The sequence below is a fragment of the Pseudomonas sp. H1_D05 genome (assembly GCF_054682705.1).
The window spans coordinates 1,068,696-1,095,200 of sequence record NZ_CP162825.1 but is presented as its reverse complement, the minus strand read 5'-3'; the positions used below and the strand labels follow the sequence as shown (position 1 = coordinate 1,095,200).

Annotated in this window: 20 protein-coding genes and 1 pseudogene; 6 read left to right on the top strand and 15 right to left on the bottom strand. The window is 60.2% G+C overall.

The features are described from left to right. Positions 1–69 precede the first annotated feature (69 nt). The 4 genes and pseudogenes from AB4O11_RS04970 to AB4O11_RS04955 form a co-directional block, all read right to left on the bottom strand. Positions 70–1,953, bottom strand: a complete 1,884-nt coding sequence (locus AB4O11_RS04970; protein WP_460130283.1) for a TonB-dependent receptor domain-containing protein — start codon at positions 1,951–1,953, stop codon at positions 70–72. Between the two features lie 164 nt (positions 1,954–2,117). Further along, positions 2,118–4,017 (bottom strand): annotated as a pseudogene (gene dxs, locus AB4O11_RS04965) (1-deoxy-D-xylulose-5-phosphate synthase). A gap of 91 nt (positions 4,018–4,108) precedes the next feature. Continuing rightward, positions 4,109–4,996 carry a (2E,6E)-farnesyl diphosphate synthase gene (gene ispA, locus AB4O11_RS04960; RefSeq protein WP_099757289.1) on the bottom strand — a complete coding sequence of 296 codons (888 nt, stop codon included), beginning with the start codon at positions 4,994–4,996 and terminating at the stop codon, positions 4,109–4,111. After that, positions 4,993–5,235, bottom strand: coding sequence for an exodeoxyribonuclease VII small subunit (locus AB4O11_RS04955; protein ID WP_003228627.1), 243 nt, complete (start codon positions 5,233–5,235; stop codon positions 4,993–4,995). The genes ispA and AB4O11_RS04955 overlap by 4 nt, the downstream gene beginning before the upstream one ends. A gap of 355 nt (positions 5,236–5,590) precedes the next feature. Here AB4O11_RS04955 and AB4O11_RS04950 point away from each other — a divergent pair, with 355 nt between their 5' ends. From AB4O11_RS04950 to AB4O11_RS04925, 6 genes are read left to right on the top strand one after another with little or no spacing between them, the layout of a single operon-like run. Then, positions 5,591–6,382, top strand: coding sequence for a YfaP family protein (locus AB4O11_RS04950; RefSeq protein WP_186621763.1), 792 nt, complete (start codon positions 5,591–5,593; stop codon positions 6,380–6,382). A 48-nt stretch (positions 6,383–6,430) separates the two neighbouring features. After that, positions 6,431–8,143: a DUF2138 domain-containing protein gene (locus tag AB4O11_RS04945; protein ID WP_099757288.1), complete on the top strand. Its 1,713-nt coding sequence runs from the start codon at positions 6,431–6,433 to the stop codon at positions 8,141–8,143. Then, on the top strand, positions 8,128–8,778 hold the full coding sequence (locus AB4O11_RS04940; RefSeq protein WP_460089060.1) for a DUF1175 domain-containing protein: 651 nt from the start codon (positions 8,128–8,130) through the stop codon (positions 8,776–8,778). Before AB4O11_RS04945 ends, AB4O11_RS04940 begins: the two co-directional genes overlap by 16 nt. Beyond that, positions 8,775–13,349: an alpha-2-macroglobulin family protein gene (locus AB4O11_RS04935; protein WP_460130280.1), complete on the top strand. Its 4,575-nt coding sequence runs from the start codon at positions 8,775–8,777 to the stop codon at positions 13,347–13,349. Before AB4O11_RS04940 ends, AB4O11_RS04935 begins: the two co-directional genes overlap by 4 nt. Position 13,350: 1 nt before the next feature. After that, on the top strand, positions 13,351–14,970 hold the full coding sequence (locus tag AB4O11_RS04930; protein WP_460089058.1) for a DUF2300 domain-containing protein: 1,620 nt from the start codon (positions 13,351–13,353) through the stop codon (positions 14,968–14,970). A gap of 3 nt (positions 14,971–14,973) precedes the next feature. Continuing rightward, the gene (locus tag AB4O11_RS04925; RefSeq protein ID WP_460130278.1) at positions 14,974–15,786 is read left to right on the top strand and encodes a YfaP family protein; all 813 of its coding nucleotides are present in this window, start codon (positions 14,974–14,976) and stop codon (positions 15,784–15,786) included. Positions 15,787–15,840: 54 nt separating this feature from the next. On the opposite strand, the gene AB4O11_RS04920 is transcribed toward AB4O11_RS04925, so the two are convergent. From AB4O11_RS04920 to exaC, 11 genes are all read right to left on the bottom strand, one after another. Then, positions 15,841–16,137 (bottom strand): type II toxin-antitoxin system RelE family toxin, encoded by a 297-nt coding sequence (locus AB4O11_RS04920; protein ID WP_016984129.1) that lies wholly within the window; start codon positions 16,135–16,137, stop codon positions 15,841–15,843. Beyond that, positions 16,127–16,366, bottom strand: a complete 240-nt coding sequence (locus AB4O11_RS04915; RefSeq protein WP_016984130.1) for a type II toxin-antitoxin system RelB/DinJ family antitoxin — start codon at positions 16,364–16,366, stop codon at positions 16,127–16,129. The genes AB4O11_RS04920 and AB4O11_RS04915 overlap by 11 nt, the downstream gene beginning before the upstream one ends. 430 nt (positions 16,367–16,796) lie before the next feature. After that, on the bottom strand, positions 16,797–17,543 hold the full coding sequence (locus tag AB4O11_RS04910) for a S24 family peptidase (RefSeq protein WP_093434520.1): 747 nt from the start codon (positions 17,541–17,543) through the stop codon (positions 16,797–16,799). 223 nt (positions 17,544–17,766) lie between these two features. After that, positions 17,767–18,294 (bottom strand): inorganic diphosphatase, encoded by a 528-nt coding sequence (gene ppa / locus AB4O11_RS04905; RefSeq protein WP_003205933.1) that lies wholly within the window; start codon positions 18,292–18,294, stop codon positions 17,767–17,769. 112 nt (positions 18,295–18,406) lie between these two features. Next, positions 18,407–19,219, bottom strand: coding sequence for a M90 family metallopeptidase (locus tag AB4O11_RS04900; protein ID WP_320336268.1), 813 nt, complete (start codon positions 19,217–19,219; stop codon positions 18,407–18,409). A 4-nt stretch (positions 19,220–19,223) separates the two neighbouring features. Beyond that, on the bottom strand, positions 19,224–19,874 hold the full coding sequence (locus tag AB4O11_RS04895) for a DedA family protein (RefSeq protein ID WP_064118832.1): 651 nt from the start codon (positions 19,872–19,874) through the stop codon (positions 19,224–19,226). Positions 19,875–20,104: 230 nt separating this feature from the next. Beyond that, positions 20,105–20,566, bottom strand: a complete 462-nt coding sequence (locus AB4O11_RS04890) for a GNAT family N-acetyltransferase (RefSeq protein ID WP_007910890.1) — start codon at positions 20,564–20,566, stop codon at positions 20,105–20,107. A gap of 115 nt (positions 20,567–20,681) precedes the next feature. Next, positions 20,682–21,515 (bottom strand): ethanolamine ammonia-lyase subunit EutC, encoded by an 834-nt coding sequence (eutC, locus tag AB4O11_RS04885; RefSeq protein ID WP_460130275.1) that lies wholly within the window; start codon positions 21,513–21,515, stop codon positions 20,682–20,684. Continuing rightward, complete coding sequence (locus AB4O11_RS04880; RefSeq protein WP_454563301.1) at positions 21,512–22,906, bottom strand: ethanolamine ammonia-lyase subunit EutB; 1,395 nt, start codon at positions 22,904–22,906, stop codon at positions 21,512–21,514. The genes eutC and AB4O11_RS04880 overlap by 4 nt, the downstream gene beginning before the upstream one ends. Positions 22,907–23,090: 184 nt before the next feature. After that, positions 23,091–24,461, bottom strand: coding sequence for an ethanolamine permease (gene eat / locus AB4O11_RS04875; protein ID WP_099757281.1), 1,371 nt, complete (start codon positions 24,459–24,461; stop codon positions 23,091–23,093). Between the two features lie 280 nt (positions 24,462–24,741). After that, positions 24,742–26,262, bottom strand: a complete 1,521-nt coding sequence (gene exaC, locus AB4O11_RS04870) for an acetaldehyde dehydrogenase ExaC (RefSeq protein WP_016984137.1) — start codon at positions 26,260–26,262, stop codon at positions 24,742–24,744. Positions 26,263–26,505: the final 243 nt, after the last annotated feature.

Sequence of the window (26,505 nt, the reverse complement as noted above, 5' to 3'; positions counted from 1 at the left end):
AGGATTGCATTCCAAATGTGGGAGCGAGCCTGCTCGCGAAGGGGGCAGTCAAATCACCGAAGATTCAAATCAAAGCTGGGGAGTCCAAGTCACCCCAAACATCCACACCCGACCTTCCTCGCGATAACCGTACTGGCTGCCGTCATAGCTGTAATTCGCCCGGCTGTAACCTTTGTCGAAAACATTATCGACCTTCAGATCCAGCTTGATCTCGCGGTTCAACGCCCAACTGCTGCGCAAGCCGAACAACGCATAACCACCCAGCGGGTTTTCATTTTTCAGGTCGTCATAACTGCTGCTGACCGCCTGCCAACTGGCACCGAGGCTGACTTGATCAAATTGTCGATCCAGATCCCAACTCAACGTGCGCCGCGCACGCCGGGCCAGGGTGTGGCCAGTATCACGGTCGCGCGGATCAATGATCGATACGCCAAGGTTGCTCTGCCAGTCGAACAGTTCCTGTTTCAGTGCCGCTTCAAAACCGTTGATCCGCGCCGACGCGACGTTCTCCGGGCGTGAGTTACTGCCGAAAATGATCGCGTCTTCCAGATCCGTACGATAGATCGACGCCTCCAGACGGCTGCTGTCAGTCAACTGACTGCGCCACTGCAACTCATAGCTTTTCGAGGTTTCCGGTTTCAAATCCGGGTTGCTGAAGTCGGGGTAGTACAGATCGTTGAAAGTCGGCGCACGAAAGCCTTCGCTATAGCTCAGCAACAGATCATTGTCCGGGTTCAGCGGCAATGTGAACGTGCCGCTCCAGGTGTTCTGGCTGCCGAATTGCTGGTTGTCGTCGTGACGCAGACCCAGTTCCGTGGAGAAGCTGTCGGCCTGATAGCGATGCTGGATGAATGCGGCGCGGTTCCAGCGGCTGTCTTCGTCGAATGCGGTGCTGCTGTTGACCCGGTCTTCGTACCAGTCGCCGCCGAGAATCAGGCTGTTGCGTGCGTCCAGCGTCAGATCGTTCTGCCAGTTCACCGAGTCGCGGTAGGTGTTGAACACCGTGCGTTCGTCGCTGAGCTTGTCGAGGCTCTTCTCGCGGTTCTCGGTATGGCCGAATTCGATCCGGGTTTTCCAGGTTTCGTTGACCCGAGCATCGACGTAACTGCTGACACTGCTGACGTTGAAATCGCTGTAGGGCTGCTGTTGGACCGATTCGAAGGTGTTCATGTCGAAGCGGCCGAACGGGTTGTCGAACTCGTTCTTGCCGCGGTTATCCAGCAGATTGGCGCCGACTTCGATGTCATCGCTCAGCGCATGGCTGAGGCTCAGGCTAACGGACTGATTGCGGTAGGCGTCGTGATCGGCATCGCTTGGGTACGACTGGTGAGTACGGTCACCTCCGTCGGTTTCATCAAGGCTGGCACCGAGATTGAAGCGGGTTTTCTCGTCGCCCCCGGACAAGCCGAGGCTGCGCTCCCAGGTCTGGTTGCTGCCGAAACCGACGTGCATCCGTGGCTGCAAACCTTGCTCAGTGCCGCGCCGGGTGAAGATCTGAATCACCCCGCCAATCGCATCGCTGCCGTAAATCACCGAACGCGAACCGCGCAGCACTTCCACCCGCTCGATCTGCTCGATGTTCAGATGCTGCAGGTTGCTGTCGCCGGAAGTGGAGCTGCCAATGCGCTGGCCGTCGACCAGCACCAGACTCTGCGCCGACTGCGTGCCGCGAATGTAAATGCCCGGCAGACTGCCACGTCCGCCGGCTTGCGCCACTTGCACACCAGGGACGCGACGCAGCAGGTCCGGCACGTCACTCGGCTGCAGGCGGTCGATGTCTTCGCGGGTGAACACCGTGTTGGCGGCGCTGCTGTCGTTGCGGGCTTCGACCTGGCGGTTGGCGGAGATCAGCATGTCGGGCAGCTTCAGGGCTTGCTCACGTTCGAAGGTGTCGGCGAGGGCGTTGGCGGCTGGCAGCAGGAGGAAGGGCAGGGCGAGGCGCGAGAGGTTCATCGGTGGTCCGTTGACGCGTAGGGCTAATTCAATTTTGAAAGTTCATAAACCACTGTGGGAGCGAGCTTGCTCGCGAATGCGTTGGGTCAGTCATGAGTGAGTCGACTGACAGTCCGCATTCGCGAGCAAGCTCGCTCCCACAGGGTTTTGCACAGGTATTGCGATTACTTGTTGAGCAATTCCAGACGCTCACGAATCGACGCTTCGATCCCTGCCTCATCCAGCCCGCACTCGGCCAGCATCTGCGCAGGCTTGGCGTGTTCGACGTAGACGTCAGGCAAGCCCAGGTGCAGCATCGACTTGAGGATGTTCTCTCGCGCGAGGAATTCACTGACCGCGCCACCGGCGCCGCCCATGATCGCGTTCTCTTCGATCGTCACCAGTAACTCGTGGCTGCCGGCAATCTCGCGCACCAGCGCTTCATCCAGCGGTTTGACGAAACGCATGTCGACCACGGTGGCATCGAGTTTTTCAGCCACCTTCAGCGCCTCGGCAAGTTGCACGCCGAACACCAGCAGAGCGACTTTGCTGCCCTGGCGACGGACGATGCCTTTGCCGATTTCAATCGGCTCGAGGTCTTTGTCGATCGTCGCGTTCGGGCCGGTGCCGCGTGGATAGCGCACAGCTGCCGGGCCGTTGTACAGGTGGCCGGTGGTGAGCATTTTGCGCAGTTCGTTTTCATCACTCGGGGTCATGATGACCATGCCCGGGATGCAACGCAGGTAGGACAGATCGAAGCTGCCAGCGTGGGTCGGGCCGTCTTCGCCCACCAGGCCGGCGCGGTCGATGGCGAACAGCACGTCGAGGTTCTGCACCGCGACGTCATGCACCAACTGGTCGTAACCACGCTGCAGGAACGTCGAGTAGATCGCCACTACCGGTTTTGCGCCTTCGCAGGCCATGCCGGCCGCGAATGTCACCGCGTGTTGCTCGGCAATCGCCACGTCAAAGTAGCGCAGCGGGAAGCGTTCGCTGAACGCCACCAGATCCGAGCCTTCCTTCATCGCCGGGGTAATCCCGACGAGACGCGGATCAGTAGCAGCCATGTCGCACAGCCACTCGCCGAACACCGCCGAATACTTCGGACCGCCAGCCTTTGTCGGCGCAGCAGCCGGAGCATCGACCGGTTCGAGTTTGGTGATCGCGTGGTAGCCGATCGGGTCGACTTCCGCCGGGGCGAAACCCTTGCCTTTCTTGGTGACGATGTGCAGGAACTGCGGGCCTTTCAGATCGCGCATGTTGCGCAGGGTGGCGATCAGGGTTGGAAGGTCGTGGCCGTCGATCGGGCCGATGTAGTTCCAGCCCAGCTCTTCGAACAGGGTGCCGGGGACCAGCATGCCTTTGGCGTATTCTTCAGTACGACGGGCGATTTCCCAGTGCGCCGGGCAGGCGCGACAGGACTTTCTTGCTGCCCTCACGCATGCTCGCGTAGGTGCGGCTGGAAAGGATCTTCGCCAGATAATTCGACAGGCCACCGACATTGCGCGAGATCGACATGTCGTTGTCGTTGAGGATCACCAGCATGTTGGCGTTGACTTCCGGCGCGTGGTTCAGCGCCTCGAAAGCCATGCCGGCGGTCAACGCGCCGTCACCAATCACCGCGATTGCCTTGCGATCGCTGTTCTGCAGGCGGGCGGCGATGGCCATGCCCAGTGCAGCGCTGATCGAAGTGCTGGAGTGGCCGACGCCAAAGGTGTCGTATTCACTCTCGGCGCGACGCGGGAACGCGGCAATGCCGTCCTTCTGGCGCAGGGTGCCCATGCGCTCGCGGCGACCGGTGAGGATCTTGTGCGGATACGCCTGGTGCCCGACGTCCCACAGCAGACGGTCGTCCGGTGTGTCGAAGACGTAATGCAACGCGATGGTCAGCTCGATCACGCCCAGGCCGGCACCGAAATGCCCACCGGTCTGACCGACCGTGTAGAGCAATTCCAGGCGCAACTCATCGGCCAGGGTTTCCAGCTCGGCTTCGCCTAACCGGCGCAGGCCGTCCGGCGTGTTCGCGCGGTCGAGCAGGGGCGTGGTCGGGCGCTTGCGGGGAATCTCATGAAACGTCGTGGGCATCAGGCGAATCGTTATAGGTATAGAAGATGCGGCAGTTTACCTGATGCATCGCCCCCTGCCCACGCGTTGGTCTTTTTTGGCGGATACGCCGTCAGTTGCGCCGCTCGACGATATACCGGGCCAGCTCGCGCAAGGGCTCGGCGGCCGCGTCAAACGGTCGCAGGGCGTGCAGAGCCTGATCACGCAGTTCCAGCGCATAAGCCTTGGCGGCGTCGAGGCCGAGCAGCGCCGGGTAGGTCGGCTTGTCGCGGGCGATGTCGGCGCCTTGGCGTTTACCGAGGGTTTCGGTATCGCTTTCGACGTCGAGGATGTCGTCCTGCACCTGAAAGGCCAGACCGATGGCCTGTGCATAAGTCTGCAGGGCACGCAGTTCATCCTGCTCGGCACGGCCGCTGGCCAGAGCGCCGAGTTTGACGCTGACTTCGATCAGCGCGCCGGTCTTGTGCCGGTGCATCTGTTCAAGGGCTTTCTGATCGAGTTTGAGGCCGACCGAACCGAGGTCGATGGCTTGACCGCCGACCATGCCTGCCGGGCCTGCGGCATTAGCCAGCGCGGTGACCATTTGCAGGCGGATGTCACTGCTGCAATCGCTCAGGCGCGGGTCGAGCAGGGCACTGAAAGCCAGGCTCTGCAAGCCGTCACCGGCGAGAATCGCGCAGGCTTCGTCGAATTTCTTGTGGGTGGTCGGCTGGCCGCGACGCAGATCGTCGTCGTCCATCGCCGGCAAATCATCGTGAACCAGCGAATAAGCGTGGATCAGCTCAACCGCGCAGGCCGCACCGTTGGCTTGTTCAGCCTTGCCACCGAGCGCTTCGCACGCCGCGTAGGCGAGCAGCGGACGCACGCGTTTGCCGCCGTTCATCACGCTGTAGCGCATGGCTTCGTAAAGCCGCGCCAATTCCGGCAACGGCGCGTTGAACAGGGTTTCCAGAGCCGCGTTAACCCGGGTCTGGCTGCTCGCCGTATACGCCGCAATCATTCTGGCTGTTCCGCGTCGAAGGGTTCCTCGGCGAGTTCGCCATCGCGCTCCAGCAGCACCTGCACCTTCTGCTCGGCTTGCGCCAGCGCTGCCTGGCAATCCCGGGTCAGGCCGATGCCCTGCTCGAAAGCGGTCAGCGAGTCTTCCAGCGACAATTCACCGTTCTCCAGACGCTCGACCAATGTTTGCAGGTCGGCGAGGGACTGTTCGAAATCCAGTGCAGCTTTTTTGCGGGCCATGGCGGCGATTTCCGGTTGACGTTAAACCGGCGCGACACTAGCAGATAGGGGGTTTATGGGCAAATGAGCGGGGTGCGACCGGCCCTTTTTCCTGAGGCGATTCGGGATGGCTGAAACCTATTCGGCTCATTTTGTGAGCCGAATAATCTCTCTATTCGGCTCACGCCCCTTGAAAAGCAGGTTTCCTACAGCGATTGCACATGTATCCGATTGTTAAAAAACTGCCAAATGGCTAATCTTCGCGCCTTCTACGACCCTACAGTCACGGGTCTTTCAGACGAAACGCAGTTTTCACCGCTGTGAAGTACCGAGGATCGGGTGCAAGGTTTCGTTCAGGCATGGCAGGAGGCATTACATGCGTTCATTTCTTTGGCTACTGATCGGCCTGGCCTGCGCGCCCGCGCTGTCGGCCGCGCCGAGCGCTGAACTGTCGGAACCGGTGGGCGGCTGGCGCTATCACGGCTTGCTCGATCGCACGGAAAACCCGCAAGTCGCCTATCCCACGCCGCCGATTGATCGCGGCATTCAGCGCAATCGCACGATGATCCAGGGCCAGCTCAAGGCCATCGGCCATATGCGCCCGCCGCACAGCCTCGCTGTGAATGGCAATCCATTGAATCTGTACACCGACGACCAGGGCCGTTTCGCCCGGCCCTACGCGTTCGGCGCCGGCTCCAACAGCGTCGAAGTGATCAGCGCCCAAGGCCAGTCGCTCAAGCGCGTGCAATTTTATGAAGCAAACAATTTGCGCACGCCGGCGCGAATTCGTCTTGTCTTGGGCTGGGACGATCCAAAAGCCGAGCTCGATCTGCACATTGTCACGCCCGACGGTCAGCATGCGTTCTGGGCGCAGCCGGCGCTGAGTAATGGCGGCGGTCTCGACCCGGATGGCGTCGACGGCCCCGGCCCGGAAATGTTCACCATGACTGCGCCGCTGCACGGCACTTATCTGGTTTACGTCAACTATTGGGGCAACTTCGGCAACGGCGGCTATAACTTCGAGGAGACCAGCAACCAGAACGAGGTGATCACCTCGCAAATCACGCTGGTGCTCAACGAAAACACCGTCGACGAAAAACGCGAAACGTTCATCGTGCCCCTGCGGGCGATCGGTGATCTGCTGCTGGTCAAGACTTTCAACTATTAAGCATTCCGCCACGGATGAAATCCTGAGCTTTGGGAAATGAGCGAAAAGATGAGCGATAACACTGTTACTTCGGCTGCCGACACGCCAGCGGCCAAACCTTCGCGGCGCTGGCCCTTGCTGCTGGCCGGGTTGTGCCTGGTGGCCGGTGTAGCGGGTGGTTTTGGCTGGCTGCTGCTCAAGCCCAAGGCGCCGCCGGCGGAATTGGCCAGTGACAAGCTCGGCCTCAGCCGCCCGGATGCGTTGCTGGAAACCCGCTCGCTGAGTCAGTTGCCCAAGGACTTGCTGACGGTGCCGTTCCTCAAGGCCACGCTCACCGAAGATTTCGTCTTTTATTACGAAACCCACGCCGACCGCCTGGGGCTGATTGGCAGTCTGCGCCGGATCATTTACGAGCATGATCTGAAGTTGCAGGACAGCCTGATCGAGCAGCTTTTCGATCAACCGGCCGACGTTGCGTTGTGGCGTGGCGCGGATGGGCGCTTGAAGGATTTCCTTTTGGTGATGGATCGTGGTGGGCTGGCGAAACTGCTCGAGCCATTGGCAAAGGTTGCGCTGGATGACACGCAGCTCAGTCAGATGAGCGAACTCAAGGTCGGCGGCGACACTGTGCCGCTGTATCAACTGACCTATAACGCCAGCAAAGCCCTGTTGTTCGCCTCCCACGGCGACAAACTGGTGGTGCTGTCCAACCCGGCCAAGTATTACGACCCGGAAAGCGGCGCCTCCGAGGAATCCGGCCATGTCTCGCCACAAGCGCTGGCGGCGCTGCTCAATGGCGAAAAACTGTTCCCCGAAGCGTTCGGCCTGCCGGCGAAAACTCCGGAAACCAAGCAACGCCTGTCGGTCAACTCCAGCGTTCTGGCCATGGGTTATCAACGTTTCATCCCGAACTTCGCCGGGCTGCGCTTCGACATGGATGACAAGGGCTGGCACAGCTACCTCGCCATGGACGAACTGGACAACCAGCCCGACTTCGATTTCAAACCGGTCTGGCAAGCAATGCCGCTGGGCGCAAGTGCCTGCGTGACCCTTCCGGTCGCGGCCGAACCGCAAAAACCATTGCTGGTGAAACTCGGCGCTGAAGAAACCGTGGCGCAAACTCTCACCGAACACGTGGCCGGCGCGGCAGGCCTGTGCTGGTACGCCGATTCGCGGTTGTACACGCCATTGCTGGTGGCCAGTCTGAAAGACGAGGACAGCAGCAAACTCGACGGTGATCTTGGCAAACTGTTCGGTTCGATGGTCGGTGCATTCGAAGCCAACGTTGAAGTAAACGTGTTCCCGGTAGTCGAGAAGCAGGAAGGCCAGAACCACGTCTGGCAGCGTCAGGTCAGCTCCAACTTCGGCCCGTATGCGGCGAAAACTGCGGAGAACCCGGACGCGATTTCCGGCAAGGCTTTCATGAAGGTCAGCCTAGCTCGCCACGGTTCGACGCTGCTGTTTTCCCTCGACGACAAACTCGTCGACAAGGCCCTCGGCACCCTCGACAAACGCTTCCCGCCGATGGCCGACGTGTTGCCCAAAGACGTGCTGATGCCGATCTATTTCGGCCCGGATTCGATGGCGCAGCTGATGCAGCAAGAAACCCTCGATAGCCTGCCGCAGGACATGGAGCCGGTGTTCTACAACGCCGCGCAAACCTATCTGATTCCGAAGCTGCGCACCCTCGGCGGCTACGGCAAGTACGCGCTGACGCTGCCTGAAGGCAGCGAGCCTGACGGCCACTGGCAGTGGCTGCCGCTGGAATGGAAAGCGCTGTGACGACACTGATCCGCAGCCTCGGCCTGCTCGCGCTGTTGCTCAGTGCGGGCGCCCGCGCCGTTGAAGCACCCGCACTCGATCTGGCGCAATCCCAGGTGTTTCGCGCCTGGTTCGTGCGCATCGCTCAAGAGCAGTTGAGCCAAGGCCCAAGTCCGCGCTGGTATCAGCAGGACTGTGCCGGGCTGGTGCGTTTTGCCGCCAACGAAGCGCTGAAAGTCCACGACGACAAATGGCTGCGCAGCAATGGCCTGTCCAATCGCTACCTGCCGCCAGAGCTGTCGCTCAGCGATGAGCAACGCAAGCTCGCCCAGCAATGGCAGCAGGGCGGCGGCAAGGTCGGGCCGTACGTCAACGCGATCAAACTGATTCAGTTCAATAGTCATCTGGTCAGCCGTGACGTCTCGCAGGCACGGCCCGGTGATTTGATGTTTTTCGATCAGGGCGACGACCAGCACCTGATGATCTGGATGGGCCGCTACATCGCCTATCACACCGGCACCACCACCCCCACTGACAACGGCATGCGTTCGGCAAGCCTGCAGCAACTCATGACATGGAAGGACACCCGATGGATACCCGACGCAGCCAACCCCAACTTCATCGGCGTCTATCGACTGAACTTTCTCTCCCAATGACCGGTGCCCGCATGTTGCGACTCTGCTCCCGAATTCCTTTGCTGCTGGCGCTGTTGCTGCCAGTGGCTACCGTCAGCGCCGAAGATTCGGTCGAGCCGAGCGGCTACACGCCGGTCTCGGGTGAAAGCTTTTTCCTGCTCGCCGACAGCAGTTTTGCTGCTGATGAACAGGCAATGGTCCGTCTCGAAGCGCCGGGCCGTGATTACCGTCGCTTCCGCATGGAACCGTACGGCGGCGCGGATATTCGTGTGTACCGCATCGACAAACCGCTGGATTTCCTCAAGCGTCAAAAGAATCTGCATCGCGTGGTCAGCGACGGCCAGTTCAAGGGTGAAGGCCTGTCCAACACCCTCGCGTATCTGTGGGACAACTGGTACCGCAAATCCCGACGGGTGATGCAGCGCGCGTTCTCTTATGAATCGCGCAAACAGGTCACCGAAGAAGTGCCGGAACTGAAGATGGGCAACGCCATCGCAGCGCCGACGCCGTACGACGCGCAGCCGCAATTTGCGCTGATTCCGGGTCTGCCGGTGGTCAGCCAGTTCCGTTATCCGCTGTGGCAGGCCAAGCCGATTCAGCCGCCGGAAGGGGTCAATCTGGCCGGGTCTTCGAGCGATTTCGTCAGCGTCGCGCCGGGTAACGTTTATATCCCGTTGGGCAATCTGAAGCCGGGTCTGTACCTGGTCGAAGCGCTGATCGGCAAGTACCGCGCAACCACCATGGTGTTCGTCTCCAACACCGTCGCGGTGAGCAAGATTGCCGGTGATGAATTGCTGGTCTGGGCCGCGCGCAAACACGAAGGCAGTTCGGTACCGAAGGTCAATGTGCTGTGGACCGACGGCCTCGGCGTGATGAGCAGCGGTGCCACCGATACTGACGGTTTGCTGCGCCTGAAACACGTCAGCCCGGAGCGTTCGTTCGTCATCGGCGAGGACGAAGAAGGCGGGGTGTTCGTCTCCGAGAACTTCTATTACGACAGCGAAATCTACGACACCAAACTCTACGCGTTCACCGACCGGCCGCTGTATCGCCCAGGTGATTGGGTGTCGCTGAAAATCGTTGGTCGTGAGTTCAAGAATGCGCGGGACTCGGTGTTGCCGGGTGCTGCAGATGTCACGGTCAGCGTGCTTGACGCCACAGGCACTGAGTTGCAACACCTCGACCTGAAGCTCGATTCGAAGGCCGGCACTCAGGGCCGCTTCCAGTTGCCGGACAACGCTGTGGCCGGTGGTTACGAGATCCGTTTCAACTATAAGGACCAGGCTTACAGCAGCGCTTTCCGCGTGGCCGAGTACATCAAGCCGCACTTCGAGATTTCGCTGAATCTGGCCAAGCAGGATTACCGCACTGGCGAGCCGGTCAAAGGCAGTCTGCTGTTGCTGTACCCGGACGGCAAACCGGTGGCCAACGCCAAGTTGACCCTGAGCCTGCGCGCCCAGCAACTGTCGATGGTCGACAACGAGCTGCAATACCTCGGGCAATTCCCGGTGGAGCTGACCAGCACCGAACTGACCACCGACAGCAAAGGCAATGCGAGCCTCGACCTGCCGGCCGCCGACAAGCCGAGCCGCTACATGCTCACCGTGTTCGCCAGCGATGGCGCGGCGTATCGGGTCAAGACCACCAAGGAAATCCTTATCGACCGTGGCGCGGCGAGCTTCCGTCTGAGTGCGCCGCAACGCTTCAGCGCGGTCGGCGACAAAGTCGCATTCAGCTACGCCAACGAGGGCGGCACCGAGCAAAGCAAAGCGGTGACGCCGAGCACCTATGGCTGGGTACGTCTGGAAGACCAGAGCACCGGTGAAGGCAAGCTCGCGGCGACTGACAAGGGCTTCAGCATGGCCTTCGAACGCCCGGGCACTTACAACCTGACCTTGAAAGATCAACACGGTCGCGTCCTCGGTGCCACGGGGCATTCGGTCACTGGCGACGGCGTCAAAGCGGTACCGGGCACTGTGGAAATCGTCCTCGACAAGCCTGAGTACAAGGCCGGCGATGAAGCGCTGGCGCTGATCACTTTCCCGGAGCCGGTCAGTGATGCGTTGCTCTCGCTGGAACGCGACAAGGTCGAAGCCACCGCGCTGCTGGCCAAGGGCGGCGACTGGTTGAAACTGGAAAAACTCAGCGACACCCAATACCGCGCGCGCATTCCGGTGAAGGACAACTTTGCACCGAACCTGACCTTCTCCGTGCTCTACACCAAGGGCGGTCAGTACAGCTTCCAGAACGCCGGGATCAAAGTGGTTGCGCCGCAAATCGACGTGGCGATCAGCACCGACAAAGCGGTGTACCTGCCGGGCGACACGGTCACGGTTGATCTGACCACCCAGTTCGCCGGCAAAGCGGTTCCGGCGCATCTGACCGTCAGTGTTGTCGACGAAATGGTCTACGCACTGCAAGCGGAAGTCGCGCCGACCATCGACCAGTTCTTCTATCACCCGCGCCGTAACAACGTGCGCACCAGTGCCAGCCTGTCGTTCATCAGTTACGACGTCGCGTTGCCGGGCAGCCCCGGCGCACCGGGCAAAGCCAACCGCAGCGAGCGCGGGGTGAAAGTGCTGGAGCGGCCGCGTCGTGAGGACGTCGATACCGCTGCGTGGCAGCCAGAGTTGTTGACCGGGGCCGACGGCAAAATCCGTTTCACCTTCAAGATGCCGGACTCGCTGACCCGCTGGCGCATCACCGCGCGGGCAATTGCCGATGATGGTCAGGTCGGGCAGAAGAAGCAGTTCGTGCGTTCGGAAAAACCGCTGTACCTGAAGTGGAGCGGGCCGAGCAAATTCCGCAAGGGTGATCAGCCGCAACTTGGCGTGTTTGCGTTCAGTCAGGCCGAGAAACCGGTCAAGGCTGAACTGGTGACTCACTATGCGGGCGCCGAACAGCGTCTGCCTGTGACCCTGAACAACGGCATCAATTATCTGCCGCTGCCGGCGTTCTCATTGGCTTCCGGCGAATGGACGGCGGAGTTGGTGCAGGACGGCAAGGCCGCCGACTCTCTCGCCGTGCGCCTGAGTGCGACCGGTGACGGCTGGCAAGTCACTCAGACTCAAAGCCTCGACGTGGCCAGCGGTGACACACCGTTGAGTCTGCCGGCCGACGCCACCGATATTCGCCTGCGTCTGGATGACAGCCCGCAAGCGTTGTTCCGCTCGGCACTCGATGATCTGCTCAGCTATCCGTACGGCGGCGTCGAGCAGACTGCCAGCCGTTTGCTGCCGTTGAGCATTGCCTATCCATCGCTGGCATCGAATCCGCAGATTCGTGATCGCTTGCGTCTGATCATGCAGAACAGCCGTCTGCGTCTGGTGCAAATGGCCGGGCCGTCGGCGAGCTTCACCTGGTGGGGCTACGACGGTGAACCGGATGCGTTCCTCACGGCTTACGCTTACTACGCCGACTGGAACGCTAGCCAGGTGCTGGAATTGACCTTGCCGCCGGAACATTGGCAGCGAGTGCTGGAGGTCTACGCCAAGCAAGCGCCGAACACACCGTTGCTGCAGCGCGCGCTGATTCTGTCGTTCGCCAAGCAGATGCATTTGCCGGTGAACACCTTGCTCAGCGGCTTGATGGAGGATCTGGCCAAGGCCGGTGAAGGCAACGCCGAAACCCTGATGGACGACGGCGAAGACAGTCTGGTGATGAGCGACCCGGATTCGGCGCTCGGTCTGGCGGCGGCGCGGGTGTTGACCGCTGCGTTGGCCACGCAGTCGAAGGTTGCCTTGCCGGAAACGTTCAATCGTCAGGTGGGGGCTGCGCAACAGCGTCTGGCGGTCAGTTCGCAGCCGTTCGCCGAGGCGCTGAACCTGTCGCTGCAAGCATTCGATCAGGCGCGTGCTACGGCGTTGTTGCAACGTTTGCTGCCGCAGCAATCGACCCTCGAACGTGCGCTGGCGCTGACCTGGCTGCAACGCAGCATCGCCCAGGCGTCGCCGACCATTGCACTGACGCCGGGTGAAGGCTGGAAGAAGAACTACGGAGCCAGCGGCGAGATGTACTGGACGTGGCAGGGCGCGACGCCAGTGCCGAGCGTGTTGTCGGTGTCCGGTACGCAGGAGCGTCCGCTGCGCGCGGCGTTGAGTTTCCAGACCCAGCAAGCGGCAGTCGATCCGATGGCCGTGACCATTACCCGTCGCCTGTCGCGACTGGTGCCGGGCGACGAAGCGTTCACCTTCAAACTGGAGCCGATCGGCAGCAAGCCGCTGTCCAGCGACAGCCTGTATCTGGACGAAGTGATCCTCACCAGCAAAGCGCCGAAACCGCTGCGCTACGGCATGCTCGAAGTGCCGCTACCACCGGGCGCCGATGTCGAGCGCACCACTTGGGGCATCAAGTTGCAGGGCAAGGACGGCACCGAGCCGACCGCGCTGGAGAAGGCGCGCTTCGAACCGGGTCAACTGGCGTACGCGGTGCCGGTCGATGCGTTGAGTGGTGAGTTGCGCCTGCGCCATCTGGTGCGCTTCTCGCAGAAGGGCCAGTTCAACCTGCCGCCGGTGCGCTTCAAGCAAGTCTACGCGCCGCAGCATCAGGCCCAGGAAGCGAAAGCCGCCCTTGGTCAGGTCACGGTCAACTGACATGAGCCGGCCGCTGCTGTGGCTGCTGATGTGTGTGATACCTGCGCTGGCGACGGCGCAGGATGAGCCGTTGCGCGTGGCCTATAAGGGCGAGTTGTTGTCGCTGAGTCAGACGCAATTGATCGCCCGCGAGCCCTTGCCGCCGACGCTCGATACCCCGTTGGGCAGTCTGTGGAAATTGTTCGTATACGCATGGCTGGTCGATACCGGTGCGCGTGAGCCTGCTTATGAATGTCGCGGACAGTCGAAGGAAGAGGTTTATTGCTGCTCGGCGGGTAGCAGGATCGAGCGTGATCAGGCGTTGGTGAAATCCTGCGGGTTGTACTTTGAGCCTGCGCGATTGGGGCTTTCTTCTGCCGACTGGCGCACGTATTGGCAGGCGCGGCGGGCGCCATCGTGGCTGCTGGATTTGCCGTCGGTGCAGCCGGCTCAACGGGTTTCCGTGATCGAGTTGTTGAAGGTCTTGGCTGCTTTGCCGGCGCAGGATCAAGCGCGTCGAGTGCTGCTCGATGTGGTGCTGAATGCGGCGGACGGTAATGTCGTCGGCGAACTGGGCGGGCGTTTGCGGGTGAAAACCTGGAGCTGGCTTGGCGATCAGGATCCGCAGTCGCGCCAGGGTGGTTTCGCCGGTTGGACCGCGGACGGATCTCCGCTCTGGGCGGGTGGGCGTGGTACCAGTCAGATGGTTTTGCGCCATTACGGACAGGCACTGGCGACGGTGTTGCCCGCCGCATGGCCGGCAGAAGCCGGGCGCTGTGTTGAAGTCGGGTTGTTCTCGCGCTATCCGCTCACGCGGGTTTTGGATGGTGAGCGGATGGTGACGTCCGGCCCGTTGCAGGGCGATTACCGCGTCGAATTCGCCAATGGCAACGCGCTGGATATCCACAGTGACGGCGAACTGTTTCTGCTCAACGACAAACTCGTCGCAAGGCTTGATCGCGAAGAATATGTAGCTCGCGTCCTTGAGCGCGAAGCCAAACCGGAACCCGCCGAAGCGGCCAAAGCGCTGGCCGTGGCAATCCGCACTTATCTGCTGCAAAACGCCACGCGCAACGGCGATTGCCTGAGCATCGACGACAGCAGCAATCGCCAACGCGTCGCACCGCGTCCAGCCTCGGCCGAGTCACGCAACATCGCGGCGTGGACGGCGGATCTGGTACTGGCCGGTAGCACCGTCACCTATCACTCCGATCAACCCGGCCCGGACAAACTCGCCTGGCAACAAGCCGTCGAGCAGGCCAATGCCGGTCAGCGCTACGACGCCATTCTGCTGCACGCCTATCCGCGCGCCAGCCTCAGTCGCTGGGACAATCCGGTCGCCTCCTGCGAAGCGCTGCCCGCCGCGCAAGACTGGCTGCAGAAACAGCGACGCGGCTGGCGCCCGAAGCTGGAAAGCGAAACCGGCTACAACGAAGTCAGCACATTCGCCGTGTGCAAACTCGCCTTCGGTCGTCCCTTTGTCGATCGCGAACGCCAACGTATTTACGTGCGTGGCGTACTGACCCTGCAGGATCGCCTCGACCTGACCCACGAATATCTGCACCTGGCCTTTGAAGCACACCCCAACGGCCAGGATGAAACCTACATCGAAGGGCTCGCCCGTCACCTTTTGCTGGAATAGACCATGAAACTCCGTTATCCACAGGTCTTGCTGCTGCTCTGCACATTGACCGCGCTAGCGCCGGCGATGGCCGCTGACAGCGTCAAACTCGACACCCCGGTCGGCGGCTGGCGCAGCGGCGCACCCGAAGGCGAGGGCGAAAGCTTCCGTCAGACCGTCAACTACCCGGCCTCATCGGTCAACACCCCGGTCGGCCAGGCCAATACCGCACGCATCAGCGGCGAGATCAAAGCTGCGCGAAAGAACAACGAGCCCGGCCGCCTGATCGTCAATGGCGTGAGCATGCCGCTGAAAATCGACGACAGCGGCCGCTTCGACCGCCCGTTCTCCTTCCCCAACGGCAGCAACAGCGTCGAAGTGCGCAGTCCCGACGGCCAGCAACGCCACCGCACGCAATTTCTCAACACCAGCGGCGGCGCCACCCCGGCAAAACTGCGCGTACTGCTGGCGTGGGACAGCGACGGCACCGACCTCGACCTGCACCTGATCACCCCTGACGGCGCGCACATCTGGTACGGCAACCGCAGCGCCGCCAACGGCGCCGCGCTCGATGTTGACGTCACCACCGGTTATGGCCCGGAAATCTTCGCCATGCCGGCGCCGATCAAGGGGCAATATCTGGTGTATGTGAATTATTACGGCGGTGGGTATCGCGGGGATGATGAGGGTGGAGATGAGGCGGTACAGGCACTGACCACGGCGCAGGTGACGGTGATTACTGAAGAGGGGACGCCGAGTGAGAAGATGGAGACGTTTCTGATCCCGATGCGGGCGGTGGGGGAGTTGACGTTGGTTAAGGCGTTTAGTTATCCGTGAGGGAATTGGGCTGCGGGTTGCTGCCCAATTTCAGGTCGCAGACATTGGACCGACTCAGGGCAGGAGCGAAAGACGGTCCTGCGCAACCTCGTAAGCAGCTTCTCTCTCTCGCTTCCCGATTGCGATTACAAACACCACAATCTCTTGATCAAGGACCTGATAGATCAGGCGATAGCCAGCGCTTTTCAGCTTCACTTTGTAGCAATCCGGGAGCTCGCGAAGTCGATTGGCTTCTATTCGAGGATTCTCCAATACCTCTGTGAGCTTCTTCTTGAACTGGTGGCGAACCGTATCGCCGAGTTTGTTCCACTCCTTTAAAGCACGACGATCAAATTCAAGGTTATAGGTCATCCAGACTTACCTTGACTCGTTGAGGTGCCGCGAGGCGTTCGGTGACTACGGCTATGAGTACTTCATCTTCCTCGCTGAGCAATGCTGCTTTGAAGGGTAGCTTGCCTCGCTCGGCGACGTATTGGAGTGTCTGACGCAAAAGCTCTGAGGGGGTTACTCCCAGCTTTTCCAGTTCGGCGAAGGAGCGCTGCTTCAGATCATCGTCGATGCGAATGTTGATGGAGGCCATGATGAAATACCTGTAATGACGTTTGTCGTTACGGTACCAAGAGGCTCTTCTGTTCGACAAGCGCGAATTTATGTTTCAGACGGTAGGCCGGGTTTATTTCAGGCATTAAAAAGCCGGCTTGTGGCCGGCTTCTCGGGGACTGGCTTGGCCTATTTTTGGTAAGCCTTGCCAGCCTTCAAAACGTACATCCGGATCTGCGTCCGGCTGTGGGACTTGGTCAGACGTTGGTCTGCCGCGTCGGGCGCTGTCTGAGCCGCGGGGCGGGTCGATGCGCAAATGTGGGGCGCAGGATACTGAGTTTTGTTGTGGATTCCCAGCCTGAAGTGCGGTTTAGAGCAACCGCAGTCGAACAAATTCGAGATTTGTACCGATTATCAGGGCCTCATCGCGAGCAGGCTCACTCCTACAGGAGGCTTTGCAGGCCGTGAGATCATAGAAACGGCACCACCGGCCGCCGCTTGCTCACGGTCGACCACCAGAACACCCAGCCCAATATGTGAATCCTTTGCTCCTCGATCTGTGCCGGGCGGAACACTTCGTCCGGGTATTCGGCGTTGTTGTGGCTGCGCAGGCGTAGGCCGTTGCCGGGCATGCGGTGCAGGTATTTGATGCGCAGCATGCCGTCGTGTTCGATGGCGTAGATCTCACCGTCGACGACCTGGGTCAGGCTGCGGTCGATAGCGACGATGGAGCCGTCTTCGATGCGTTCGGCCATGCTGTTGCCGATCATGTGCGCGCAGATGGCGTCGGCGTGGCGGATTTCCAGTTGATCCAGTGGTGCACGCAGCAGGCGGATGGACAGGTCAGGGTCCTGGATGACGTGGGTTTTGTCGGAGCCGTTGGTCAGGGGTGTTTCTTTGAAGAAGGCCAGTTCGATGTCGTTGGGATGGATGAATCGATAGGACCCTTGGGGATCCTGAGCGTCGAAGCTGTCGCCATTGCTGGCTGGCGGAGTCAGGCTTGGCAGCTCTTTTGTGCCTTGTCCGGTTTTCAGCCATTCGCTGTTGACGGACAGCAGGCGTGAGACTTCTTCCATGCGATACGCCGGGACGCCCCGGGTGTACCAGTTGTGGACATTTTGGGCTTCCGTGCCCCAGAACTTTGCGAAACCCGTCGTCGAGATGTTCGCAGCTTCCAGGAGTGCCTTGAATCTTGGACCGCTAGTGTTCTTTCTCATAAACACGGAGTCTACGGCCGTGCCAGAGCGGTTTGAATAAACCGGGCGTTCAAAAACGGGCTGAATTTTGCGACGGGATGTAAGACGTTCTTGTGGGAAATTACACAAGATAAAACTTTTCTGTAGTCCGTCATAAACACTCTGTTTAAGGCGGCTTTTCCCGAGCACAAAAAACCCCGGATCAACCGGGGTTTTCTTCAAGCCTCACGCGTAGCGCAACTGCTTAGCCTTTGTAGGCGGCAACCGACTTGGTGATCGCTTCGCGGGCGGCGTCTGCACCGGCCCAGCCTTCGATCTTGACCCATTTGCCTTTTTCGAGATCTTTGTAGTTCGCGAAGAAGTGCTCGATCTGCTGGATCAGCAGTGGCGGCAGGTCGGTGTATTCCTTCACATCGACGTACAGCTGGGACAGCTTGTCGTGTGGTACTGCGATGACTTTGGCATCGCCGCCGCCGTCGTCGGTCATGTTCAGGATGCCGACTGGACGCGCGCGGATTACCGAACCTGGGGCAACCGGGTAAGGGGTCACAACCAGTACGTCGAGCGGATCACCGTCGTCAGCCAGGGTGTTCGGGATGTAACCGTAGTTGGCCGGGTAGAACATTGGGGTGGCCATGAAACGGTCAACGAACAGGCAATCGCTGTCTTTGTCGATTTCGTATTTGATCGGCGCGTGGTTGGCCGGGATCTCGATCGCGACGTAGATGTCGTTCGGCAGGTCTTTGCCAGCCGGAATCTTGCTGTAGCTCATTGGGCGTTGCCCCCGTAGTTGACCAAAAACACTTGGCCGGATTGACCAAAAAGTGGCGGCGATTATAGGCATATTCTGCCGTCGACGCCATGTACCGAAAGTCGTGCAGACCTTAGTCGTGCGCCTGATAGACCGGGTCTGTGGCCTGAAGTTGCCGCAACCTGCCCAGCGGGTCCTGCCGGTAGAAAAGCTGCAACTGCGCATAGACCTGTGGATAAGCCTCGTGCAGCAGATCCGGGGCGCTGAAGAAGTACTCGCTGGTGACCGCAAAGAACTCGGCGGGGTTTTCGGCGGCGTAGGGATCAATGGCGGTTTCGGCGTCAGGATCATGGTCGAGCTGACGGTTGAGGTCGTCGTAAGCCTTTTGCATGACGTCGGCCCAGTCGCTGACACGCATGTCGGCATGCAGCGGCGGCAGGCCATTGGCGTCGCCGTTGAGCATGTCGAGTTTGTGCGCCAGTTCGTGGATCACCAGGTTGTAGCCTTCCCAGCCACCACTGGCCATCACACCCGGCCAGGCAAGAATGATCGGCCCTTGCTGCCAGGCTTCGCCGCTGTGTTCGCCGTCCCACTCATGCTCGACACCGCTGGCGTCACGATGACGTTGCGGGCTGAGGAAATCGTCCGGGTAGAGGACGATTTCATGAAAACCCTGATACCAGTTCAGATCGCCGAGATTGAGCAGCGGCAGCTGCGCCTGGGCGGCGAGCAACAGGCGTTGTTCCTGATGCAGTTCGACGCCGGGCAGGGTGCTCAGGTGTTTGTCTGCAAGGAACAGCACGCTGGCTTCGCGCAGCCACTGGTCTTCGGCTGCGCTGATGCCGTCAAGGAAGCTCAGGTGATGGCGCACCCGTTGCCACATGTCGTCGGCAATCGGGTGCTTTGCCAGAGTGCGCCGGCGACGCCAGGCGCTCAGCGACCACATCGGCTTAGTGCGATTGGGCTTTGGTGCCGCCGAAGCGGCTGCGAACCACACCGATAATCATCGGTACCAGCGACAGTAGAATGATGCCGACGACCAGCAACGACAGGTTTTTCTTGATGAACGGCACGTTGCCGAAGAAGTAGCCCAATGTCACCAGACCGCCAACCCACAACACCGTACCGAACACGCTGAAACCGAAAAAACGCGGGTAGGGCATCTTCGCTACACCAGCGACGAAGGGTGCAAAGGTGCGGATGATCGGCAGAAAACGCGCCAGGGTCACGGTTTTGCCACCGTGCTTGTCGTAGAAGTCGTGAGTTTGTTGCAGGTAATCGCGACGGAATATTTTCGAGTTCGGGTTGCTGAACAACTTCTCGCCCGCCGTTCGTCCGATCACGTAGTTGGTACTGTCGCCCAGTATGGCCGCGAGCATCAGCAGGCCGCCCAGCAGCACCGGATCCATGCCACCGCCAGCGGCCACGGCACCGGCAATGAACAGCAACGAATCACCCGGCAGGAATGGCATCACCACCAGACCTGTTTCACAGAAAATCACCAGAAACAGGATGGCGTAGATCCATGGACCATAGTTGTTCACCAGCAAATCGAGGTACACATCGAGATGCAGGATAAGGTCGAGCGGGTTGAAATCCATGGGGGCACCTGTATGACGGCCTGACTCTGCAGGCCTGTGCGGATGATTCGGGTGTAAGCCTACAGCGGGGTGTAGTTTTTCTTACAAGCCGGAAAGCTCGGGATTATACGGTCTGAAAGATGAAAAGCGCGTTGGTTTTGTCGCGGGGGATGTCGGGGTGTGAACAATTGTCAGGATGTATTTAACGTGGCTGAGGGAGCAGGCTCCCTCATCACAGGCTGCATGCGCGGTCAAAGCTCTTCGCTGATCGGCAACACGTAGTTCTTGAACTCGGTGTCTTCCTTGAACCCGATGGACTCGTAGGTTTTCTGCGCGACTTCATTGTTGCTGCTGGTGGAGACACGCATGCGCACGGCTTGGGTTTCCTTGGCCATTTTCTTCGCAGTGCGGATCAGGTTGTCAGCGACCAGTTGCCGGCGCGCGTCTTCGGCGACATAGATGTCGTTGAGGATCCACACGCGTTTGAGCGACAAAGAGGAGAAGCTCGGATAGAGCTGACAAAAGCCCATCAGCTTCTTGTCGTCATCGTCGGCCAGTGCCAGGTAGATCACCGATTCCTTGCGGCGCAGACGCTTTTCAAGGAACGCACGGGAGGAATCCGGGTAAGGCAGGGAACCGTAGAACTCGCGATATTTGACGAACAATGGGGTCAACAAATCCAGATGTTCGAGGGTCGCTTGAATAATCCGCATGATAGGTCTCGTCTTCAAGTGGCTGTCTTCAACTGCTCTGACGGCGATGGGAAACCCGTGCGGCCGTGCATCGATCCTGCCTGAAACCGGCGCAGAAACGCAATGCGGAAACGGTTCAGGTTGTGGGCGGATCGAGTAGGAAATTACCTTTCATGTCTACACCGGCGTCCGATTCCAGCGTCTGAACCTGTGCTTCGTCCTTCAGGTTGACCCCTGACAGCTGCCGCCGACAGGCTTCGCGCATCAGGTAGAGCAAGCGGTGCGCTGCCATGCCGTAGCTCAAGCCTTCGAGTCGTACATTGGAAATGCAGTTGCGGTAGGCGTCGGTCAGGCCGACCTTTGGATTGTAGGTGAAATATAAACCGAGGCTGTCTGGCGAACTGAGGCCCGGGCGTTCGCCAATCAGCATCACCAGCATTTTTGCACCGAGCAATTGGCCGATTTCATCACCGACGGCAACACGACCCTGTTCCATCAGGATAACGGGCGCCATCGACCAGCCGTCAGCGCTCATTTGCTCCTCCAGTCGGGTCAGAAACGGCAAGGTATGCCGATGCACCGCCAGTGCCGACAGGCCGTCGGCCACGACAATCGCCAGATCGACACCACCCGGATGCGCCGCAGCGTATTCACGCAAGGCCTGCGCCGATTCATCGCTGAGCTTGCGCCCCAGATCCGGGCGTTGCAGATAACTGTTTCGATCCGTAGCGGCGCTGTGCAGCAGCAGGCTTTCGCGTCCGCGTTCAGTCAATTGCGCACTGAGTCCGGCATGATCAAATGGCAGATGCACGGCATCGCGTGCCTGCGCGTGGGCAAACTGAAAATCCAGTTGCGCGCTGGTCGGCAGACTGGTGCCGGTACGGCCGAGGGCGATCCGTGCCGGGGTCAGGCGGCGCAGTTCCAGCCAAGGGTTTTGCGGGTCCACGGGCGGTTTTTCCATGTGACTCATCCCAGTTGCGCCAGCGCCTGGCGGAAGGCCGGCGGCAAGTTGTTACCGAAGCGAACCTTGCCGTCCGCTTGGGTGAAGATGCCCATGTTCGCCAGCCACTGCTCAAACTCCGGCGCCGGTTTCAGGCCCAGGGTCTGGCGGGCGTAGAGGGCGTCGTGGAACGAGGTGGTCTGGTAGTTGAGCATGATGTCGTCGGAGCCGGGGATGCCCATGATGAAGTTGATCCCGGCGACACCCAAGAGGGTCAGCAGGGTGTCCATGTCGTCCTGATCGGCTTCGGCGTGGTTGGTGTAGCAGATGTCGCAGCCCATCGGCACGCCGAGCAACTTGCCGCAGAAATGATCTTCGAGGCCGGCGCGGATGATCTGTTTGCCGTTGTACAGGTACTCCGGGCCGATAAATCCTACGACGGTGTTCACCAGAAACGGCTTGAAATGTCGCGCCACGGCGTAGGCCCGGGTTTCGCAGGTCTGTTGGTCGACACCGTGGTGGGCGTTGGCCGACAGGGCGCTGCCCTGACCGGTTTCGAAATACATCAGGTTTTGCCCGAGGGTGCCGCGATTCAGGCTCAGGCCGGCGTCGTAGCCTTCCTGCAAGACGTTGAGATTGATGCCGAAACTGGCGTTGGCCGCTTCGGTGCCGGCGATTGACTGGAATACCAGATCCAGCGGCACGCCGCGATTGATCGCTTCGATGGAGGTGGTGACGTGGGTCAGCACACAGGCCTGGGTCGGGATGTCGTAGCGCTGGATGATCGCGTCGAGCATTTCCAGCATCGCGCAGATCGAGGCGATGCTGTCGGTGGCCGGGTTGATGCCGATCATCGCGTCGCCGTTGCCGTAGAGCAGACCGTCGAGAATGCTCGCGGCGATGCCGGACGGTTCGTCGGTCGGATGATTGGGTTGCAGGCGCGTCGACAAACGTCCGCGCAGTCCGAGGGTGCCGCGAAATTTGGTCACGACACGAATCTTTTGCGCCACCAGCACCAGATCCTGCACGCGCATGATCTTCGACACGGCGGCGACCATTTCCGGGGTCAGCCCGGGGGCGAGGGCGCGCAGGCTGGTTTCGTCGGCAGCATCGCTGAGCAACCAGTCGCGGAAGCCGCCCACCGTGAGGTGGCTGACCACGGCGAAGGCTTGCTTGTCGTGTGTGTCGATGATCAGCCGGGTGACTTCATCGGCCTCATAGGGAATCAGCGCTTCTTGCAGGAAATGCGTGAGCGGAATGTCGGCCAGCGCCATTTGCGCGGCCACGCGTTCGCCGTCGTTGAGCGCGGCGACGCCGGCAAGAAAGTCCCCGGAACGCGCCGGGCTGGCCTTGGCCATGACGTCCTTGAGGCTGTCGAAGCGATAGGTCTGGGCGCCGACGGAATGGGCGAATGCGGCCATGGGGCGGTGTCCTCCAGTAATTACTGCAATCTGCTTTTGTGTAGGAGTGAGCCTGCTCGCGATGCAGGCAACTCGGTACAACAGTCATACCGCGTCGATGCGATCGCGAGCAGGCTCACTCCTACAGGTGTTGTATGCACTTCAATAATGCAGGCACCAGGTATTTGGCCCGGTGCCGGTGCAACTAGATACCTTCGAGCATAGCGTCTGCCGGCGCTTCGGAGCGCTGCTTAGCGGTCAGCTGGAAATACAGGTAACCGGCGGCCATGAAACCGAGGAACACACAACCGATCAGCGTGTTGAACCACGCCATCGCGATCAGGCACACCACCGCCAGAAACAGCGCAATCGCCGGTACCACCGGATAGCCCGGGGCGCGGAAGGTGCGCTCCAGATTCGGTTCGGTCTTACGCAGTCTGAACAGGCTGAGCATGCTGATGATGTACATCACGATCGCCCCGAATACCGACATGGTGATCATCGCCGCCGTCAGGGTCATGCCTTGCAGATTGACCAGGCCGTCGCTGTAAATCGCCGCGATGCCGATCACGCCACCAGCCAGAATCGCCCGATGCGGCGTCTGGAAGCGCGACAGCTTGGCCAGACCTTTGGGAAGATAACCGGCACGGGCGAGGGCGAAGAACTGCCGCGAGTAGCCGAGGATGATCCCGTGGAAACTCGCCACCAGCCCGAACAGACCGATCCACACCAGCATGTGCATCCACGACGAGTTATTACCGACCACGGCTTTCATCGCTTGCGGCAGCGGATCGTTGATGTTCGACAGTTGGCGCCAGTCGCCGACACCGCCAGCCATGACCATCACACCGATGGCGAGGAACACCAGGGTCAGAATGCCGCTGACATAGGCCTTGGGAATCGTGCGTTTCGGGTCTTTCGCCTCTTCGGCCGCCATGGCTGCACCTTCGATGGCGAGGAAGAACCAGATTGCAAACGGTATCGCTGCGAATATTCCCGGAATTGAACCCAGGGTGAATTCGTTGGCGCCCGACCAGCCATTGAGCACGAAATTGCTGAAGCTGAAGCCCGGCGCGACCACGCCCATGAACACCAGCAACTCGGCGACGGCGAGCACGGTGACTACCAGCTCAAAGGTCGCCGCGATGCTGACGCCGAGGATGTTCAACGTCATGAAGACGAAATACGCGCCGACGGCGGCGATCTTCGGATCAAGTTCCGGATATTGCACATTCAGGTAAGCGCCGATGGCCATGGCAATCGCCGGTGGCGCGAAGACGAACTCGATCAGCGTGGCGATGCCTGCGATCAATCCGCCTTTTTCGCCGAACGCCCGACGGCTGTAGGCAAACGGCCCCCCGGCGTGTGGGATGGCGGTGGTCAATTCGGTAAAGCTGAAGATGAAGCAGGTGTACATGGTCGCGACCATCAGCGCCGTGACCAGAAATCCGAGGGTGCCCGCGGTGCCCCAGCCGTAACTCCAGCCGAAGTATTCGCCGGAAATCACCAGGCCGACGGCAATGCCCCACAGATGCAGGGTGCCGAGTGTGGGTTTGAGCTGTGTGGTGGAAGTCATAAGTCCTCTCTGTTTTTTTATTGTTCGATCTGTTGGACTTTCGGGTGCAGTAGTTGGGTGGATGAGTGCTGTTCACGCAGCGGCAGTTTTAGTGCGAAACCTGAATGACGGGTACGCAAGGGCCGTGCCAGAGCGGCCAGGCCTTGTGTTGTGTCATTGAGGACGCCAATCGCGAGCAGGCTCACTCCTACAGGAGGAATACGGTGCAATTGTAGGAGTGAGCCTGCTCGCGATAGCGGTCGATAGGGCAACACTGAAACATCAGTGTTGCGCCGGGTTTTTAGAAGAAGCCCAACGGATTGATGTCGTAGCTCACCAGCAGGTTTTTCGTCTGCTGATAGTGATCGAGCATCATCTTGTGGGTTTCACGGCCGACGCCGGACTTCTTGTACCCGCCGAACGCGGCGTGTGCCGGGTACAGGTGGTAGCAGTTGGTCCACACACGACCGGCCTTGATCGCGCGGCCCATGCGATAGGCGCGGTTGATGTCGCGAGTCCACAGACCGGCGCCGAGGCCGAACTCGGTGTCGTTGGCGATCGCCAAGGCTTCGGCTTCGTCCTTGAACGTGGTGATGCTCACCACCGGGCCGAAGATTTCTTCCTGGAACACGCGCATTTTGTTGGTGCCCTTGAGCAGGGTCGGCTGGATGTAATAGCCGGTCGACAGGTTGCCCTCGAGTTTTTCCACCTTGCCGCCAGTCAACAGCTCAGCGCCTTCGCCCTTGGCAATTTCCAGGTACGAAAGAATTTTGTCGAATTGCTGCTCGGACGCCTGGGCGCCAACCATGGTGTCGGTGTCCAGTGGATCGCCACGTTTGATTTGCAGGACTTTCTTCATCACGACAGCCATGAACTCGTCGTAGATCGATTCCTGTACCAGTGCACGGGAAGGGCAGGTGCACACTTCGCCTTGGTTGAAGAACGCCAGCACCAGACCTTCAGCGGCCTTCTCAATGAAGGTCGGTTCGGCCTGCATGATGTCTTCGAAGAAGATGTTCGGCGACTTGCCGCCCAGTTCCACGGTCGACGGAATGATGTTTTCGGCGGCGCACTTCATGATGTGCGAGCCGACCGGGGTCGAGCCGGTGAAGGCGATCTTGGCGATGCGTTTGCTGGTGGCCAGCGCTTCGCCGGCTTCTTTGCCATAGCCTTGAACAATGTTCAGCACGCCCGGCGGCAGCAGATCACCGATCAGTTCCAGCAACACGGTAATGCCCAGCGGGGTTTGCTCGGCCGGTTTGAGCACCACGCAGTTGCCGGCGGCCAACGCTGGCGCGAGTTTCCACGCGGCCATCAGGATCGGGAAGTTCCACGGGATGATCTGGCCGACCACGCCCAGCGGTTCGTGAATGTGATAGGCCACGGTGTTGCCGTCGATTTCGGCAGCGCTGCCTTCCTGGGCGCGCAGGCAGCCAGCGAAGTAGCGGAAATGGTCAGCGGCCAGCGGGATGTCGGCGTTGAGGGTTTCGCGAATGGCTTTGCCGTTGTCCCAGGTTTCGGTGATCGCCAGCAGTTCGAGGTTCTGTTCGATGCGGTCGGCGATTTTCAGCAGGATCAGCGAGCGCGCCTGCACGGAGGTCGCGCCCCACGCGTCGGCAGCGGCGTGGGCGGCGTCCAGTGCCTTGTCGATGTCTTCGGCAGTGGAACGGGGAAATTCGGCAATCGGTTGGCCATTGACTGGCGAGGTGTTGGTGAAGTACTGACCTTTGACAGGCGCGACGAACTCGCCGCCGATGTAGTTACCGTACTTGGCTTTGAACGAGACTTTGGCGCCTTCAGTACCGGGGTGAGCGTAACGCATGATGATGTTCTCCTTGGCTTTGTACTTATTAGAGAAACGCGCAAGTGCGCTTGCTATAAGCGTAGAGCAAAGGTCGGGCCACTGCCGTGCAGGGCAGGTAAATCAAGGGTTTGGCAGGTTTTTGTCGGACGGGCGGATGGCACCTGTGACGGTTTCGGTACAGCGGGGGTGACAGCTTGTACCGCTTTTGGCACAGCCAGAGACCGGACAGTCTTGCCAGCATTGCAATGCGTCGATGGCTGG

What these genes read in the sequence shown, in the direction of transcription:
- AB4O11_RS04970 (WP_460130283.1), bottom strand. Translation starts at nt 1,953, where the DNA reads ATGAACCTCTCGCGCCTCGCCCTGCCCTTCCTCCTGCTGCCAGCCGCC.
- ispA (WP_099757289.1), bottom strand. Translation starts at nt 4,996, where the DNA reads ATGATTGCGGCGTATACGGCGAGCAGCCAGACCCGGGTTAACGCGGCT.
- AB4O11_RS04955 (WP_003228627.1), bottom strand. Translation starts at nt 5,235, where the DNA reads ATGGCCCGCAAAAAAGCTGCACTGGATTTCGAACAGTCCCTCGCCGAC.
- AB4O11_RS04950 (WP_186621763.1), top strand. Translation starts at nt 5,591, where the DNA reads ATGCGTTCATTTCTTTGGCTACTGATCGGCCTGGCCTGCGCGCCCGCG.
- AB4O11_RS04945 (WP_099757288.1), top strand. Translation starts at nt 6,431, where the DNA reads ATGAGCGATAACACTGTTACTTCGGCTGCCGACACGCCAGCGGCCAAA.
- AB4O11_RS04940 (WP_460089060.1), top strand. Translation starts at nt 8,128, where the DNA reads ATGGAAAGCGCTGTGACGACACTGATCCGCAGCCTCGGCCTGCTCGCG.
- AB4O11_RS04935 (WP_460130280.1), top strand. Translation starts at nt 8,775, where the DNA reads ATGACCGGTGCCCGCATGTTGCGACTCTGCTCCCGAATTCCTTTGCTG.
- AB4O11_RS04930 (WP_460089058.1), top strand. Translation starts at nt 13,351, where the DNA reads ATGAGCCGGCCGCTGCTGTGGCTGCTGATGTGTGTGATACCTGCGCTG.
- AB4O11_RS04925 (WP_460130278.1), top strand. Translation starts at nt 14,974, where the DNA reads ATGAAACTCCGTTATCCACAGGTCTTGCTGCTGCTCTGCACATTGACC.
- AB4O11_RS04920 (WP_016984129.1), bottom strand. Translation starts at nt 16,137, where the DNA reads ATGACCTATAACCTTGAATTTGATCGTCGTGCTTTAAAGGAGTGGAAC.
- AB4O11_RS04915 (WP_016984130.1), bottom strand. Translation starts at nt 16,366, where the DNA reads ATGGCCTCCATCAACATTCGCATCGACGATGATCTGAAGCAGCGCTCC.
- AB4O11_RS04910 (WP_093434520.1), bottom strand. Translation starts at nt 17,543, where the DNA reads ATGAGAAAGAACACTAGCGGTCCAAGATTCAAGGCACTCCTGGAAGCT.
- ppa (WP_003205933.1), bottom strand. Translation starts at nt 18,294, where the DNA reads ATGAGCTACAGCAAGATTCCGGCTGGCAAAGACCTGCCGAACGACATC.
- AB4O11_RS04900 (WP_320336268.1), bottom strand. Translation starts at nt 19,219, where the DNA reads ATGTGGTCGCTGAGCGCCTGGCGTCGCCGGCGCACTCTGGCAAAGCAC.
- AB4O11_RS04895 (WP_064118832.1), bottom strand. Translation starts at nt 19,874, where the DNA reads ATGGATTTCAACCCGCTCGACCTTATCCTGCATCTCGATGTGTACCTC.
- AB4O11_RS04890 (WP_007910890.1), bottom strand. Translation starts at nt 20,566, where the DNA reads ATGCGGATTATTCAAGCGACCCTCGAACATCTGGATTTGTTGACCCCA.
- eutC (WP_460130275.1), bottom strand. Translation starts at nt 21,515, where the DNA reads ATGAGTCACATGGAAAAACCGCCCGTGGACCCGCAAAACCCTTGGCTG.
- AB4O11_RS04880 (WP_454563301.1), bottom strand. Translation starts at nt 22,906, where the DNA reads ATGGCCGCATTCGCCCATTCCGTCGGCGCCCAGACCTATCGCTTCGAC.
- eat (WP_099757281.1), bottom strand. Translation starts at nt 24,461, where the DNA reads ATGACTTCCACCACACAGCTCAAACCCACACTCGGCACCCTGCATCTG.
- exaC (WP_016984137.1), bottom strand. Translation starts at nt 26,262, where the DNA reads ATGCGTTACGCTCACCCCGGTACTGAAGGCGCCAAAGTCTCGTTCAAA.